Below are 13,972 nucleotides of genomic sequence, written 5' to 3' on the forward strand. Positions count from 1 at the left end.
GAGCATGGACGGCTTCGCGCACCAGATCATCGCCGGCATCGCCACGGGGGGCATCTACGCCTCGGTCGCGCTGGCGCTGGTGATGATCTACCAGGCCACGCATCACGTGAATTTCGCGCAGGGAGAGATGGCGACGCTCTCGACCTTCATCGCCTGGTCGATGGTGGAAGCGGGCTTTCCCTACTGGGTCGCCTTCGCGGCGACGGTGATGCTCTCCTTCCTCATCGGCGTGCTGGTGGAGCGGCTGCTGATGCGCCCGGTGCAGAATGCGGCGGTGCTGACGCATGTCGGCGTCTTCATCGGGCTACTGCTGATCGTCGGCAACATGACGGGGTGGATCTTCGGCTATACCACCAAGGTCTATCCGAGCCCCTTCACCAGCAGCGGGCCGCTGATGGGCGGGCTGATCTCGGCGCATGAACTGGGCAGCACGGCGGTGACGCTGGTGGTGCTGACCCTCGTCTTTCTCTTCTTCCGCTACACCTCGCTCGGGCTGGCGATGCGGGCGGCGGCCTACAATCCGCGCTCGGCGCGGCTGGTCGGCATCCGCGTCGGCTGGATGCTGGCGCTGGGCTGGGGGCTGGCGGCGGCGATCGGCGCCGTCGCGGGCATGATGGTGGCGCCGGTCGTCTTCCTCGATCCGAGCATGATGACGGGCATCCTGCTCTATGCCTTCGCCGGCGCGCTGATCGGGGGCATCGACAACCCGCTGGGTGCGGTCATCGGCGGCTTCGCGGTCGGCGTGCTGGAGAACCTGGCCGGGGCCTATGTGGTGGGCACCGAGCTGAAGCTGACCGTCGCCTTGGCGATCATCATTGGCGTGCTGGTCATCAGGCCCTCCGGCCTGCTCGGCCGCGTCGTCACGAGCAGGGTGTGAGAAGCCGATGAGCGCGAGCGAGAACGTAGCGATCCCCGCGACCATCCCGCAAGCGGTGCCGGCACGGCGAGGCATGCCAGCATGGCAAGTGGCGCTGGTGGTGCTGGGCGGGCTGGTGGTCGCCATCGCGCCGGCCTTCGTGCTGGAGAGCTTTCCGCTCTTCCAGCTCACCATGGCGGTGATCATGGGGCTCGCGGTGCTCGGGCTGAACATGGTGACCGGCTTCAACGGGCAGATCTCGCTCGGGCATGGCGCCTTCTTCGCGCTCGGCGCCTATGCGACGGCGATCCTGATGTCGCATCTCGACTGGTCCTTCTGGGCGACACTGCCTTTCTCGGCCGCGGTCTGCGGGGTGGTGGGGTACGGGATCGGCTTTCCGGCGCTCAGGCTCGGCGGACTCTACCTGGCGCTGACGACCTTCTCGCTCGCCGTCGCGGTGCCGCAGATCCTCAAGCACAAATCGATCGAGGACTGGACCGGGGGCGTGCAGGGGCTCTTCCTCGTCAAGCCGGATGCGCCGGCTTGGATGCCGGGGGCGCTGACGCCGGACCAGTGGATGTATTTCGTCGCGGTGGGCGTTGCGGGCGTCTGTTTCCTGCTCTGCTGGAACCTGATCCGCGGCCGCATCGGCCGGGCGCTGATGGCGACGCGCGACCATCAGACGGCGGCCGAGGCGATGGGAATGGACACTGCGACGCTGAAGACGCGGGCCTTCGCCGTCAGCGCCATGGTGACGGGGATAGCGGGGTCGCTCTCGGCCGTCGCGGTGGAGTTCGTGGCGCCGGACAGCTTCAGCCTCATGGTGTCCATCACGCTCTTCGTGGGCATGGTGGTAGGCGGCGTCGCCTCCATCCTGGGGTCCCTCTTCGGCGGGCTCTTCGTGCTCTTCGTGCCGAACATCGCCGAGGCGATCTCCAAGGCCGCGCCTGGGGTGATCTACGGCATCCTGCTCATCGCCTTCCTCTTCATCCTGCCGGACGGTTTCGCCGGGCTGCTGCGGCGCATCGCCGGGCGGCTGCGCGGGCGGGGCTGACGGCGCAATGACCGGAGACCGCCTCGCATGACCCTTCATCGCCGTGCCTTGTTGAGCGGAAGCGTTGCGGCGCTTGCGCTGCCCAATCTCGCACCCGCGCAGGAAGCGCCTGGGGTGACGGCGAACGAGATCCGCATCGGCAGCACCAATGCACTGTCGGGGCCGGCCTCCTCCTACTCCGTCATCTCGCGCTGCCTTTCGGCGATGTTCAAGCGGGTGAACGACCAGGGCGGCATCGCGGGGAAGCAGATCAATTTCATCGTCTATGACGACAATTACGCGCCGCCGCGGACGCTGGAGCAGACCAGGCGGCTGGTGGAGCAGGACAAGGTGGCGTTCCTGTTCAACCAGCTCGGCACGCCCACCAACAGCGCCATTCACCGCTACGTCAACCAGCGGAAGGTGCCGCATCTCTTCCTCGCCACCGGCGCCGACAAGTGGGCGCAGCCGCAGGAGTATCCCTGGACGATCGGCTGGCAGCCCAGCTACCGGACTGAGGCGCAGATCTATACCAAGTACATCATGGAGCAGCGGCCGCAGGCGAAGATCGGAGTGATCTACCAGAACGACGATTTCGGCAAGGACTACGTCAACGGCGTCAAGGATGTTCTGGGCGCGCGCTTCGATGCCGTGAAGCTCGTCTCGCACGAGGCGACAGATGCGACGATCGACAGCCAGATCGTCACCCTGCAGGGCTCGGGCGTCGATGCGCTGGTCTGCGGCATCATCCCGCGCTTCGCGGCGCAGGCGATCCGTAAGGTCTACGACATCGGCTGGAAGCCGATGATGTTCATGACCAATGTCTCGGTCTCGGGGTCCATCGTCATGCAGCCGGCGGGCGCGGAGAAGGGCATCGGCCTCATCACCTCCGACTATCGGAAGGACCAGTCGGACCCGGCCTGGGCGGAAGATCCGGGCATGAACGAGTGGCGCGACTTCATGCGGCGCTACATCCCGGACGGGGAGCTGGGCGACAACAACTACACCTATGGCTACGGTGCCGGAAGTACGATGATTCAGGTGCTGAAGCAGTGCGGCAACAACTTCAGCCGTGAGAACGTCATGAAGCAGGCGACGAGCATCGCGCCGCTCGAGATCGGGACGCTGCTGCCGGGCGTGAAGGTGTCCACCAGCCCGACCAACTACCATCCGATCCGGCACATGCAGCTGCAGAAGTGGGACGGCAAGTCCTGGGTGCGGTTCGGCGGCGTGATCGAGGGCGCCAACGTGTAGCGACCAGCACGGGAAGGGAGGCGGGATGCTCGGCAGAAGGCAGGTCCTGGCGGCGGCAGCGGGGGTGCTCGCAACTCCCTCCCTTACCCGCGCGGAAGAGACGGTCGGCGTCACCGCCAGTGAGATCCGCATCGGCAACATCATGCCGTATAGCGGGCCGAACAGTGCCTATGGGGTGATCGGCAGGACGGAGCAGGCCTTCGTCCGGATGCTGAACGAGACCACCAGCTTCGCCGGCCGCAAGATCAATTTCCTCAGCTACGATGACGGTTTCAGTCCGCCGAAGACGGTGGAGCAGGCGCGGCGGCTGATCGACCAGGACAAGGTCGCCTTCCTGTTCAACCCGCTCGGCACGCCCACCAACAACGCCATTCAGCGCTACTGCAACCAGCGGAAGGTGCCGCAGCTTTTCGTTGCGACCGGCGCCGACAAATGGGGGAACTGGCAGGACTTCCCCTGGACCATGGGCTGGCAGCCGAGCTACCGGACCGAGGCGCAAATCTATGCCAAGCACCTGCTGGCGGAGCGCCGCGAATTCAAGCTGGCGATCGTCTACCAGAACGACGATTTCGGGAAGGACTACATCGCCGGCTTGCGCGACGTGATCGGCGCGGAGCGCTTCGACAAGGTGACGAAGACGGCGTCCTTTGAGATCACCGACCCGACGCCGGACAGCCAGATCCTCTCGCTCCAGAGCAGTGGGGCGGATGTGTTGATGATCGCGCTCGGGCCCAAGGCGGCGGCGCAGGCGATCCGCAAGGTGCACGACATCGGCTGGCAGCCGCTGCGCTACCTCACCAATGTCTCGCTCTCGGTCGGCGCCGTCATGCAGCCGGCGGGGGCGGAGAAGGGCGTCGGCATCATCACCTCGGGCTATCTGAAGGAGCAGGGGGATGCGGCCTGGCGCGACGATGCGGGGATGAACGAGGTCCGCACCTTCGTCCGGCAATGGATGCCGGAGGCGGACCTCAACGACTCCAACGTGGTCTATGGCTACGGGCTCGGCTGCACGCTGCGGCAGGTGCTGACCCAATGCGAGGGCAACTTCTCGCGCGAGAACATCCTGCGTCAGGCAGCGGGGTTGCGGGAGGTGGCGCTGCCGGTGCTGCTGCCGGGCATCACCCTGCAGACCGGGCCGCAGGATTACCGGCCGATCCAGAAGATGCAGTTGCAGCGCTGGGACGGCGCATCCTGGGTCCGCTTCGGCGGCCTGATCGAGGGTGCGAGCGTATAGAAGAAAGAAACAGGGAGAACAGGACGCCATGATGCCGACGCGACGCCATCTGCTTGCGGCGGGTGCCGCAGCGCTTGCCGCCCCCGCCATCGCCCGCGCGCAGGAAACGCCCGGCGTGACCGCCAGCGAGATCCGCATCGGCAACACCATGCCCTACAGCGGGCCGGCGAGCGCCTATGGCAGCATCGGCCGCTCGCATCAGCATTTCTTCAGGATGGTCAACGAACAGGGCGGCATCGCCGGACGGAAGATCAATTTCATCACCTATGACGACGGCTACAGCCCGCCGAAGACGGTGGAGCAGGTGCGGCGTCTGGTCGAGCAGGACAAAGTGGCCTTCCTGTTCAACACGCTCGGCACGGCCAGCAACAGCGCCATCCTGCGCTACGTCAATCAGCGCAAGGTCCCGCATCTCTTCCTCTCCACCGGTGCGGACAAGTGGGGGAACTACCAGGACACGCCCTGGACCATGGGCTGGCAGCCCAGCTACCGGACCGAGGCGCAGATCTACATGAAGTACATGCTGGAGCAGAAGCCGAACGCCAAGCTCGCGCTGCTCTACCAGAACGACGATTTCGGCAAGGACTACGTCACTGGCGTCAAGGACGTCCTGGGCGCGCGCTACGACAGCATCGTCAAGCCGGTCTCCTACGAGGCGACGGACCCGACGATCGACAGCCAGGTGGTCTCGCTTCAGGCGAGCGGGGCGGATGTGCTGCTGACGGCGGCGACGCCGAAATTCGCCGCGCAGACCATCCGCCGCGTGGCCGATCTCGGCTGGAAGCCGCTGCATTACCTCACCAATGTCTCCATCTCGGTCGGCACGGTGATGGAGCCGGCGGGGCCGGAGCGCGGCGTCGGCATCATCACCTCGGCCTATCTGAAGGATCCGACCGATCCGGGCTGGGCCAACGATGCGGGGATGAACCAGTGGCGGGCCTTCATGCAGAAATACATCCCCGATGGGGACATGAAGGACGGCAGCTTTCCCTTCGCCTTCGGCATTGCCACGACGCTGATGCAGGTGCTGAAGCAGTGCGAGGGGAACTTCTCCCGCGAGAGCATCATGCGCCAGGCGGCGAGCCTGAGGGCACTGGAGATTCCGACGCTGATCCCCGGGATTCTCGTGAACACGGCGCCGGACAATTTCCATCCGATCCGACAGATGCAGCTGCAGAAATGGACCGGGAGCACCTGGGAGCGGTTCGGCAGCCTCATCGAGGGGGCGAAGGTCTAGGAATACCCCACAAAGCCGCTTCGCGTCTTCGCGGGGGCCCCGGATTTCGCTTGGCGTCCGAGGCCTCGCCTAGCCTTCCGCGGCAAAGCCGCGGAAGGACACCAGACAAGAGGTGGTCAGCTCGCCTGGGGCGTGATGCGGGTGATCTTGGTGCCGTTCAGCGCCAGCGCGGCCATCAGCCCTTCCTGGTTGAAGGTGATGGCGTAGACCGGTTCGGTCAGCGTGGTGGAGGAGGCATTGGCCTGGAGGCCGCGGTCGAGCGCGACCACGGTCGGGCCGGTGCCGATCTCCCAGCCGTCGCGGCGGCGCAGCGTGGCAGCGGCCTGCTCCGTCATGAAGAACATGGCGAGGCCGGCGGATTGCGCGCCGGCGAGGAAGCCGAGCGAGAGGCCGGCGATGGAGTAGTAGCCCTCCGTCCTCTCGCCGCGCACCAACGCACCCTGGCCATATTGGCCGCCGACGATGAAGCCGCCGCTGATGATGCGCGGGAAGACCAGCGTGGCATGGGCCTTCCGCAGCAGATCCTGGCTCTGCGGCAGGGCGCGCAGGCGGACCAGGGCGGCGGCGACATCGGCGTCGATCTCGCGCTGGGTCTCTGCCGCGGCCGGGCGTGAGGCGGCGACGGCGCCGGCCGAGGCGCCGGCCAGCAGCAAGGCCGAGAGGGAACGCCGGGTGAAACCGGTCATGGCGAGCTCAACCTCCGTGGTTCTGTTGCGGCGCAACGCAGGAGCCCGAGGGCGGGTTTCGAAACGGAATGAACCAATTTTAGATTTTCCGCCGCAGCATGCTGATGCCGGCGGCGGCGAGGGCGAAGGCTGCGCCGGCCGCCATCGCCAGCTTCGGCCCGCCGCCCGCCTGGAAGATCAGCGCGGTGAGGGTGGTGCCTATGGTCTGGCCGAGCAGCCGCGCCGTCGCCTGCATCCCGCCCGCCCCGCCGCTGCGGGCCTTGGGGGCGGCGGAGAGCATGGTGCGGTTGTTCGGCGTCTGGAAGAAGCCGAAGCCGAAGCCCCCGAGCCCGACCGCAAGGCCGAGCAGCACCACCGGCGCGGCGCCGGGGAGGGCGATCACCAGGCCGAGCGCGATGGCGAGGGTGCCGCCGCCCAGCATGCAGAGGAGGGCGGTTGGCAGGCGGTCGGAGAGGCGGCCGGCGAGCGGGGCGGCGACGGCCAGGGCGACGGGCCAGGGCGTCATCATGAAGCCGGTCGCCGCCTGGTCGTGCCCGTTGGCGATGAAGTGGAAGGGCAGCGAGACGAAGCCCAGCGACCAGGCCGCGAATGCGCAGACCGAGGCGAGTGCGGAGATGGCGACCGGCGGCAGGCGCAGCAGGTCGAGCGGCAGCAGCGGCGCCGGGCGCGTCAGGTCGCGGCGGATGAGGGTAATGCCCGCGGCGATGCCGCCCGCCATCAGGACCGCGCCGGCCCAGGGCAGGGCGAAGGCGAGGTCGATGCCGAGGAAGAGCATGCCGAAGGCCAGCGCCGCGAGGGCGGCCGCCACGGCATCGAAGCGGCGATGGGCGCGCGGCGTCTCCGGCAGGGTAAGGCCGCCGAGGACGATGGCGGCGAGTCCGAGTGGCACGCCCACGGCGAAGAGCCAGGGCCAGGGGCCGAAGGCGAGGATGACGGAGCCGAGGGTCGGGCCGATCGCGCCGGCCAGCGCGACGGTCAGCGTGTTATAGCCGATGGCGCGGCCGAGATGGCTTCCCGGGTAGGTGTAGCGGATGAGGCCGGCAGTCAGCGCCATCACCGCCGAGGCGCCGATGCCTTGCATCACCCGCGCCGCCACCAGCGCCGGGAAGGAAGGCGCGAGGGCGCAGGCGAGCGAGGCGCAGACATAGACCACGAAGCCGGCGAGGTAGACGCGGCGGAAGCCGATGATCTCGGCGAGCGAGGCAAAGGAGATCAGCGTCGCTACGACGACGAGCTGGTAGCCGTTGCTGAGCCAGATGACGCTGGCCGGGGCGACGCCGAGATCGCGGGCGATCGCCGGCAGCGCCACGTTGATCATCGAGGTGTCGAGGACGGTGACCAGGATGGAGAGAAGGATGGCGATTGCCGCCAGGCTGCGCCGCGGCTGCGGCAGTCCGTCCTGCGGCGTCATCCCGTTTCCTGGTCCCCCGGCCGTTCCTCGGGGAACAGGCTACTCGGCGGCGGCGGCGACCGGAAGCCGTGGCAGCGCGACGCCGACCAATGCATCGCGCGTGACGATGGCGGTGAGCTGGTCCTCGCTCCAGCCCTCGGTGCCGGCGGGGCGCATCGGCAGCACCATCCAGCGGTAGTCGGCCGTGCTGTCGACGACGCGGATCTGCGTGGCCGGCGGCAGCACGGTGCCCCATTCGGCCAGTACCGCGCGCGGCTCGCGGACGGCGCGGGCGCGGTACTCGAACGATTTGTACCAATGCGGCGGGTAGCCGAGCACGGCGCGGGGGTAGCAGCTGCACAGGGTGCAGACGACGAGGTGGTGCAGGCCGGGGCGGTCCTCGAGCACGCCGAGGGGCGGGGCGCCGGCCATGGAGACGCCCATCTGCTCCGCGGCGGCGGCGCCGTTGGCGAGCAGGAGGCGGCGGTAGCCCTCATCGAGCCAGGCGCGGGCCACCATGCGCGCGCCGATCTCCGGGCTGGCGCGGTCGGTGCTGGCCTGGCGATCGGCGATCTCCTGCTCGGTGACGAGGCCGCGCGCGGCGAGGGCGGCGACGAATTTCTCCAGAAGGGCGACGGATTCGGGGCGGGCGGGGGCGCTCATGCGGCCTCCTGCGCTGGAGTTGCGGGCTCGAGCCAGTGCTCGAAGATCTCGACGAGGAGGCTATCGCCGGCCTCGCCCTCGGCCCAGATCGGCGGCTGCTCGAAGAGGACATGGTAGAGCGGCCGGCGCGGGGCAGGGCGGGCGAAGGCGAGGTCCTCGGGATTGGGGAATTCGCCGAGCACGGCCTGGACCACACCCTCTCGGCCGCGGAGGTAGTGCGGCGTGCGGATATGGCAGGGACCGCGGCGCTCCGGCCAGTCATCCCTGATACGGATGCGGGCGCCGGGGGCGAAGGCGGCGGTCACCGCAGCTCCTCCGCCGGGATGACGCCCTTCTCGACCATGAGGTTGCTGATCGAGGTCAGCCAGCGCTCGTAATAGGTCAGGGTGAAATACTCGGCCTCTGGGATGCTCTCGATGCCGCGCCGCAGCTCGTCGACGGTCATGAAGCCCTTCTGGGCGAGGATCTGGCGGATGGCGTCCACCCGCTTGCCGAAATCGTCGGGCGGGGCCTCGTCACGCTCGACCGGGGAACAGCGGTAGCGGCTGGCGCCGCCAAGGTCGTGGATGGCAGGTGCAGGGACGTCGCTCATGCGGTGAGGCTAGAGCAAACCTCGGGCGGGTGGAAACACCCTACAGGGGTTAATCCGCCCGTTCGAACAACGGGCCGGGGCCGTTTCAGCGGGCGCAGCCGAAGCGGATACGGCCCTGGGACAGGCGCCCGGCTTTTCTCAATCGCCGATGACCTCGTCCGGCATCACGCCCCAGATGTCGCGGCGCCTGATCCACCCGCTGTGGTCGCCGATGCGGGCCTCGCACCAGGCGTTGCCGGCCTCGCAGCGGCGGAGGCTGCCGATGACGCCGGGGCGGAGATGGGCGACGGCCTCGGCCTGCTCGTCGGGGCGGCGGCGCAGCGTCCGCTCTTCGCCCTGGACGATGAAGGTGCGGCGGGAGGTGAGCAGCGGGCGCTGGACCCAGCCTTCGGTGCCCTCCGGGTCGCGGATGCGGCGCCAGACCTGATGCTCCTCGATGATCTGCACGGGCAGGTCCTTCCGCTGATAGGTCCAGTCGATGCGGAAGCGCAGATCCGGGCCGATACGGAGATTGACCTGGTTGGAGCCGAGCGCGGCGAAGCGGGGCAGCGGGCGGCCGGTGTCGGAGCCGACGGTCGGGACCGGCGGCGGCGGGGGTGCTGCCGGGGCGGGGGGCGCGACCGCGACCGCTGCGGCGCCGGCCGCGGCGCCGGCGGCCGCGGCCGGGGCGTTGCGGCGGCGCTGTTGCTGCTGGGCCTGGCCGGGTGGCGTCCCCGGGCGGGTAGCAGTGGTGCCGGGGCGGGGCTGGACGGTGGGCGTGGCCTGGGCGGCAGGCGGGCGGGCCGGTGCTGCCTGGCTGGGGGCCACCTGGCCAGGCGCAGCCGGGGCCGGGCGTGCGGGGGCCGTGCCGCGGGGCGCGGGCGGGGCCTGCGGCGGCTTTGCCGGGGCAGGCCGGGCTGGGGCCGGCGGCTGCGGCACCTGGGCGGTTGGGGCCTGGGCGGGAGCCGGGGCTGGGGCGGGCGCAGCGGCGCGGGGCGGCGGCAGGTTGCCCTGCTGGCCGAGGCTGCTCTGCGCATGGGCGGCTGGCGCAGCGAGGGCCAGGCAAAGCAGGAGGATGGGGCGGGGGTGCATCACAAGAAGGGGATGCCAAGTCGCCCCCCCCGAGGTCAAGCTACAGCGTAGCCATCTGCCCCTCGCCGATGGCGGCGAGGAAGCTGGCGATGCCCGCCACCGTGACGGAAGGGCGGAGAGGGACGGCGTCCAGCCCCTCGGTGCGAAGCCCGGCCTCGCAGGCGAGGAAGCGGAGGCCGAGCTCCTCGGCCGCTTCCAGCAGCGGCGCGATGCCGGCGACGCCGCGGGCGGTGACCGCCGCCTCGCGCGGGTCGGCAAGCAGGGGGGATTCGGCCAGCAGGAGGCGGCAGCCGGCATTGGTGGCGAAGAGCGTCACCTCGCGCCCCAGTGCCGCGGCGCCGGTGGCCAGTACCAGGGCGTAGTGGGCGCGCTCATGCCCGCCGGAGATCAGCAGGATGCCGAGGGGCTTCGGCATTCAGGCGGCGGTGCAGGCAAGCGGCGCGGGCGCCGCATGGGCCGAGAGGTCGCGGATGGTCGCGGCCTCGCCGCAGAGGGCGCAGCCGGGGTCGCGGCGGAGGCGGATGGTGCGGAAGCGCGTCTCCAGCGCATCCCAGAGCAGGAGGCGGCCGGACATCCCCTCGCCGATGCCGAGGATCTCCTTCAGCACCTCCGTCGCCTGCAAGGTGCCCATGACGCCGGTGACGGCGCCGAGCACGCCGGCCTCGGAGCAGGAGGGTACCAGGCCCTCCGGCGGCGGCTCCGGATGGAGGCAGCGGTGGCAGGGATGTGGGGCGCCGAGATACGACCTGAAGGTGGAGAGCTGGCCCTCGAAGCGCAGCACCGCGGCGGAGACCAACGGGCGGCCGAGCAGGTGGCAGGCATCGCCGAGCAGGAAGCGGGTGGCGAAATTGTCGGTGCCGTCGCAAACGAGGTCGTAGCGCGGGATCAGCGCCATGGCACTCTCGGCATCGAGGCGGATCGGGTGGGTCTCGACCCGGACCTCGGGATTGAGGCCCGCCAGGGTCTCGGCGGCGCTCTCCGCCTTGTTGCGGCCCAGGCGGGCGGTGCTGTGGATCACCTGGCGCTGGAGGTTGGAAAGCTCGAGTGCGTCATGGTCGACGATGCCGATGGTGCCGATGCCCGCCGCCGCCAGGTAGAGGGCGAGCGGCGCGCCGAGCCCGCCGGCGCCGACCACCAGCACCCGCGCCGCGCGCAGCTTCGCCTGGCCGATGGCGCCGACATCCTGAAGCAGGATATGGCGGGAGTAGCGATGCAGCTCGGCATCGGTGAAGTCGAGATCCATCCCCGGCATATGGGCGCGGCACCCGGCGAGGAGCAAGGCCGCGGAGGAGGTCAGTCGGCGAAGGCCCCGGCGGCCTGGATGATCGGCCGCCAGCGGGCCACCTCCTCGGCCAGGAAGCGGCGGTGGAAGGCGATGCTGGCGCGCTCCTCCGTCGCCGGCTCGGTGGCCAGTTCCGAGAAGCGGCGGCGGAGGGCCTCGTCCTTCATTGCCGCGCGCAGGGCGGCTGAGAGGGTGGCCTGCACCTCCTCCGGCGTGCCGGCCGGGGCGTACATCGCATGCCAGGTGGTCATGACGAGGGCAGGGGAACCTGCCTCGGCCGTGGTCGGCACCTGCGGCAGCTCGGCGAGGCGGGCGGTGCTGGTGACGGCATAGGCGGTGACCCGGTTGTCCCTGATGTAGGGCACCGTGTTGGTCGCCTGATCGCACAGCAGGTCGAGCCGGCCGGCCATCAGCTCGGCGATGGCCGGGCCGGTGCCGCGGAAGACGACCGTCGTCGCCTTGGCCCCGGCCGCCTGCTGCAGGAGCACGCCGCAGAGATGCGAGGCGGAGCCGAGGCCGGCACTGGCGAGGTTCAGCCGGTCCCCGCCCTCGCGCAGCGCGGCGATGTAGCCGCCGAGGTCGGCGGCGGGGAAGCCGGGGCGGGCGACGAAGGTCATCGCCGCGTCGGAGACGAGGCCAAGCGGGGCGAAGCTCTCCAGCACGTCGTAGGGCAGCTTGCGGTAGAGCGTGGCGCTGGCGGCGAAGCCGATGTTGTTGACCAGCAGCGTATAGCCGTCCGGCCGCGCCTGGGCGGCGCGCTGCGGGCCGACCAGCGAGCCGCCGATCGACTCGACCACCACGGGCTGCGGCAGGGCGCGGCCCAGAGCGTCGGCGAGGATGCGGGTAATGGTGTCCGTCGGGCCGCCCGCTGCACCGGCGGCGACCAGGGTGATTGGGCGGCTGGGGAAGGGCTGCGCCTGGGTAATGCCGGCCGTCAGCAGCAGGGCGAGGAGCATGATGCGCAAGGAAGCCTCCCGCCGGGTGCGGCCAGCGCGCCCGGATCATTCTTGTCGATGGGGGCTGGCATCGCGGCGCCGCCCGCCGGGCAGGCTATAGAGACCAGGATGGTTCGGCAAAAAGTCTTTGCCATGCTGTCGCTCCGGTAAAATGCTGTCCGTCGCAGGCCTGACGGAGCCGCCGGGGAGGAGAGGCAGCATGCGCGTGATGGTGCTGGTGAAGGCGACGGAGGACAGCGAGGCCGGGCTCATGCCCTCGACCGAGCTGATGATGGCGATGGGACGGTTCAACGAGGAGCTGGCCAAGGCCGGCCTGCTGCTCGCGGGGGAAGGGCTGAAGCCTTCCGCGCAGGGCAAGCGGGTGGCCTTCGATGGGGCAGGGCGCAGCGTAATCGACGGACCTTTCGCCGCGACCCGCGAACTGGTCGCCGGCTTCTGGCTCTGGCAGGTGAAGGACATGGACGAGGCGGTGGAATGGGCGAAGCGCTGCCCGAACCCGATGCCAGGGCCGAGCGAGATCGAAATCCGCCCCCTCTACGAAATGGCGGATTTCGGCGACGTGCCGCCGGAGCTGGCCGCGCAGGAGGAACGGCTGCGCGCCGGCCAGAAGGGAGGTTGAGGACGGGCCCTAGTTCAGGCGCAGGCCGGTGATATGTGCTGGGTCGGGTTGCAGCTCGCCGCGCTCCACGCGCTTGACGATGTCGGTCAGGGCGGCGTTGGCCGGGGTGGCAAGGCCGATCTCCTGCGCGCGGTCGACGATGAAGCCGTTGAGGAATTCGATCTCGGTGCGGCGGCCCTTCACCATGTCCTGGCCCATCGAGGGGCGGTGCGCCCCGCCGCCGGGCTTGGTGGCCTCGGCGATGCGGTGCTCGTCATAGGCGCGACGGGCCTCCGGGTCGCCCTCTCCCGCCCGGGCGATCAGCTCCGGGTCGAGATGATGGACTTCCTCCAGGTTGTAGCCGAGCGCCTGGCCGGTGCGGATCGCCTCGGAGCCGAGGCGGGCGGTGAATTGCCGGAGCGTGTCGTCCAGCAGGATGTCGCGGGAGACGAGGCCGGTGCAGGCGGAGAGGCCGTTCGCCATCGCATTGGTGACGAGCTTCGACCAGCGCTCGCCCCAGAGGTTGCTCGTGACCTGGGTGCTGTCGGAGAGGGCGGTGAGGCGGCCGATCTCGCGCGCGCGGCCGGTGATGCGGCCATGGACCTCGCCGACGCGGAAGACGGTGTGCGAGGCGCCCGACTTGCCGGCGGCGCGGCGGACATGGCCGGGCTCGCAGAGATCGACGGTGATCGAGCTGGCGATGGCACCCAGCGTGCGGCCCCAGCCGACGATGCCGGCGATGGTCTCCTCGTTCATGCAGTTCTGCAGCGAGACGCAGAAGCCGTTGGGGGCGAGGTACTGCCGCACCATCAGCGTAGCCCAGGCGGTGTCGTAGGACTTCACGCAGATGAAGGCGATGTCGAAGGGGCGCTCCTTCGAGACGTGCTGCAATTCGGTCAGGTGGATGGCGCGGACGGGGACGGTGAATTCCGGCACGTCCTTCAGATGGGAGATGCGCAGGCCGCGGCTCCGCATCGTCTCGACATTCTCCGGCCACATGTCGACAAAGGTCACGTCCTCGCCGGCCTGGGCCATATGCGCGCCGGCGTAGCCGCCGACCGCGCCGGCGCCGATGATGGCGATGCGGTTGCCCATGATGCGTTTCCTCGCTGTTCGGGGA

The 13,972-nt window shown here is 69.6% G+C and carries 16 protein-coding genes; 6 read left to right on the forward strand and 10 right to left on the reverse strand.

Going from position 1 to position 13,972, the window contains the following annotated elements; genetic code table 11:
* The first annotated feature begins 4 nt into the window (after window positions 1–4).
* The 5 genes from JMJ56_RS10085 to JMJ56_RS10105 are packed head-to-tail and all read left to right on the forward strand — an operon-like array spanning window position 5 to window position 5,614.
* Window positions 5–877, forward strand: a complete 873-nt coding sequence (locus tag JMJ56_RS10085) for a branched-chain amino acid ABC transporter permease (RefSeq protein ID WP_202831505.1) — start codon at window positions 5–7, stop codon at window positions 875–877.
* Window positions 878–884: 7 nt separating this feature from the next.
* Window positions 885–1,910: a branched-chain amino acid ABC transporter permease gene (locus JMJ56_RS10090; protein WP_202831506.1), complete on the forward strand. Its 1,026-nt coding sequence runs from the start codon at window positions 885–887 to the stop codon at window positions 1,908–1,910.
* Window positions 1,911–1,937: 27 nt separating this feature from the next.
* Window positions 1,938–3,143, forward strand: a complete 1,206-nt coding sequence (locus JMJ56_RS10095; protein WP_202831507.1) for an ABC transporter substrate-binding protein — start codon at window positions 1,938–1,940, stop codon at window positions 3,141–3,143.
* A gap of 25 nt (window positions 3,144–3,168) precedes the next feature.
* Window positions 3,169–4,377: an ABC transporter substrate-binding protein gene (locus JMJ56_RS10100; RefSeq protein WP_202831508.1), complete on the forward strand. Its 1,209-nt coding sequence runs from the start codon at window positions 3,169–3,171 to the stop codon at window positions 4,375–4,377.
* Between the two features lie 31 nt (window positions 4,378–4,408).
* Window positions 4,409–5,614: an ABC transporter substrate-binding protein gene (locus tag JMJ56_RS10105; protein ID WP_236037633.1), complete on the forward strand. Its 1,206-nt coding sequence runs from the start codon at window positions 4,409–4,411 to the stop codon at window positions 5,612–5,614.
* Between the two features lie 116 nt (window positions 5,615–5,730).
* Here the strand turns inward: JMJ56_RS10105 and JMJ56_RS10110 are convergent, their stop codons facing one another.
* The 9 genes from JMJ56_RS10110 to JMJ56_RS10150 all read right to left on the reverse strand — a co-directional run bounded on the left by JMJ56_RS10110 (window position 5,731) and on the right by JMJ56_RS10150 (window position 12,254).
* On the reverse strand, window positions 5,731–6,300 hold the full coding sequence (locus JMJ56_RS10110) for a lipid-binding SYLF domain-containing protein (RefSeq protein WP_202831510.1): 570 nt from the start codon (window positions 6,298–6,300) through the stop codon (window positions 5,731–5,733).
* 79 nt (window positions 6,301–6,379) lie between these two features.
* On the reverse strand, window positions 6,380–7,711 hold the full coding sequence (locus tag JMJ56_RS10115) for an MFS transporter (protein ID WP_202831511.1): 1,332 nt from the start codon (window positions 7,709–7,711) through the stop codon (window positions 6,380–6,382).
* A gap of 39 nt (window positions 7,712–7,750) precedes the next feature.
* Window positions 7,751–8,353, reverse strand: a complete 603-nt coding sequence (locus JMJ56_RS10120) for a nitrile hydratase subunit alpha (protein WP_202831512.1) — start codon at window positions 8,351–8,353, stop codon at window positions 7,751–7,753.
* Window positions 8,350–8,658, reverse strand: coding sequence for an SH3-like domain-containing protein (locus JMJ56_RS35255; RefSeq protein ID WP_202831513.1), 309 nt, complete (start codon window positions 8,656–8,658; stop codon window positions 8,350–8,352). Before JMJ56_RS35255 ends, JMJ56_RS10120 begins: the two co-directional genes overlap by 4 nt.
* On the reverse strand, window positions 8,655–8,945 hold the full coding sequence (locus tag JMJ56_RS35260; protein ID WP_202831514.1) for an SH3-like domain-containing protein: 291 nt from the start codon (window positions 8,943–8,945) through the stop codon (window positions 8,655–8,657). Before JMJ56_RS35260 ends, JMJ56_RS35255 begins: the two co-directional genes overlap by 4 nt.
* A 138-nt stretch (window positions 8,946–9,083) precedes the next feature.
* Entirely contained in the window at window positions 9,084–10,016 is a 933-nt protein-coding gene (locus JMJ56_RS10135; protein WP_202831515.1) for an SH3 domain-containing protein, read from the reverse strand.
* Window positions 10,017–10,056: 40 nt separating this feature from the next.
* Window positions 10,057–10,431: a DsrE family protein gene (locus tag JMJ56_RS10140; RefSeq protein ID WP_202831516.1), complete on the reverse strand. Its 375-nt coding sequence runs from the start codon at window positions 10,429–10,431 to the stop codon at window positions 10,057–10,059.
* Window positions 10,432–11,268: a HesA/MoeB/ThiF family protein gene (locus JMJ56_RS10145; protein ID WP_202831517.1), complete on the reverse strand. Its 837-nt coding sequence runs from the start codon at window positions 11,266–11,268 to the stop codon at window positions 10,432–10,434. It abuts the gene before it with no gap.
* A 41-nt stretch (window positions 11,269–11,309) separates the two neighbouring features.
* Window positions 11,310–12,254, reverse strand: a complete 945-nt coding sequence (locus JMJ56_RS10150) for a tripartite tricarboxylate transporter substrate-binding protein (RefSeq protein ID WP_202831792.1) — start codon at window positions 12,252–12,254, stop codon at window positions 11,310–11,312.
* Window positions 12,255–12,453: 199 nt separating this feature from the next.
* On the opposite strand from JMJ56_RS10150, the gene JMJ56_RS10155 reads away from it, so the two are divergent.
* Entirely contained in the window at window positions 12,454–12,873 is a 420-nt protein-coding gene (locus tag JMJ56_RS10155; protein WP_202831518.1) for a YciI family protein, read from the forward strand.
* Between the two features lie 9 nt (window positions 12,874–12,882).
* On the opposite strand, the gene JMJ56_RS10160 is transcribed toward JMJ56_RS10155, so the two are convergent.
* Window positions 12,883–13,947, reverse strand: coding sequence for a ketopantoate reductase family protein (locus JMJ56_RS10160; RefSeq protein ID WP_202831519.1), 1,065 nt, complete (start codon window positions 13,945–13,947; stop codon window positions 12,883–12,885).
* Between the last annotated feature and the right edge of the window lie 25 nt (window positions 13,948–13,972).

The organism is Belnapia arida (assembly GCF_016773205.1).
GTDB lineage: Bacteria > Pseudomonadota > Alphaproteobacteria > Acetobacterales > Acetobacteraceae > Belnapia > Belnapia arida.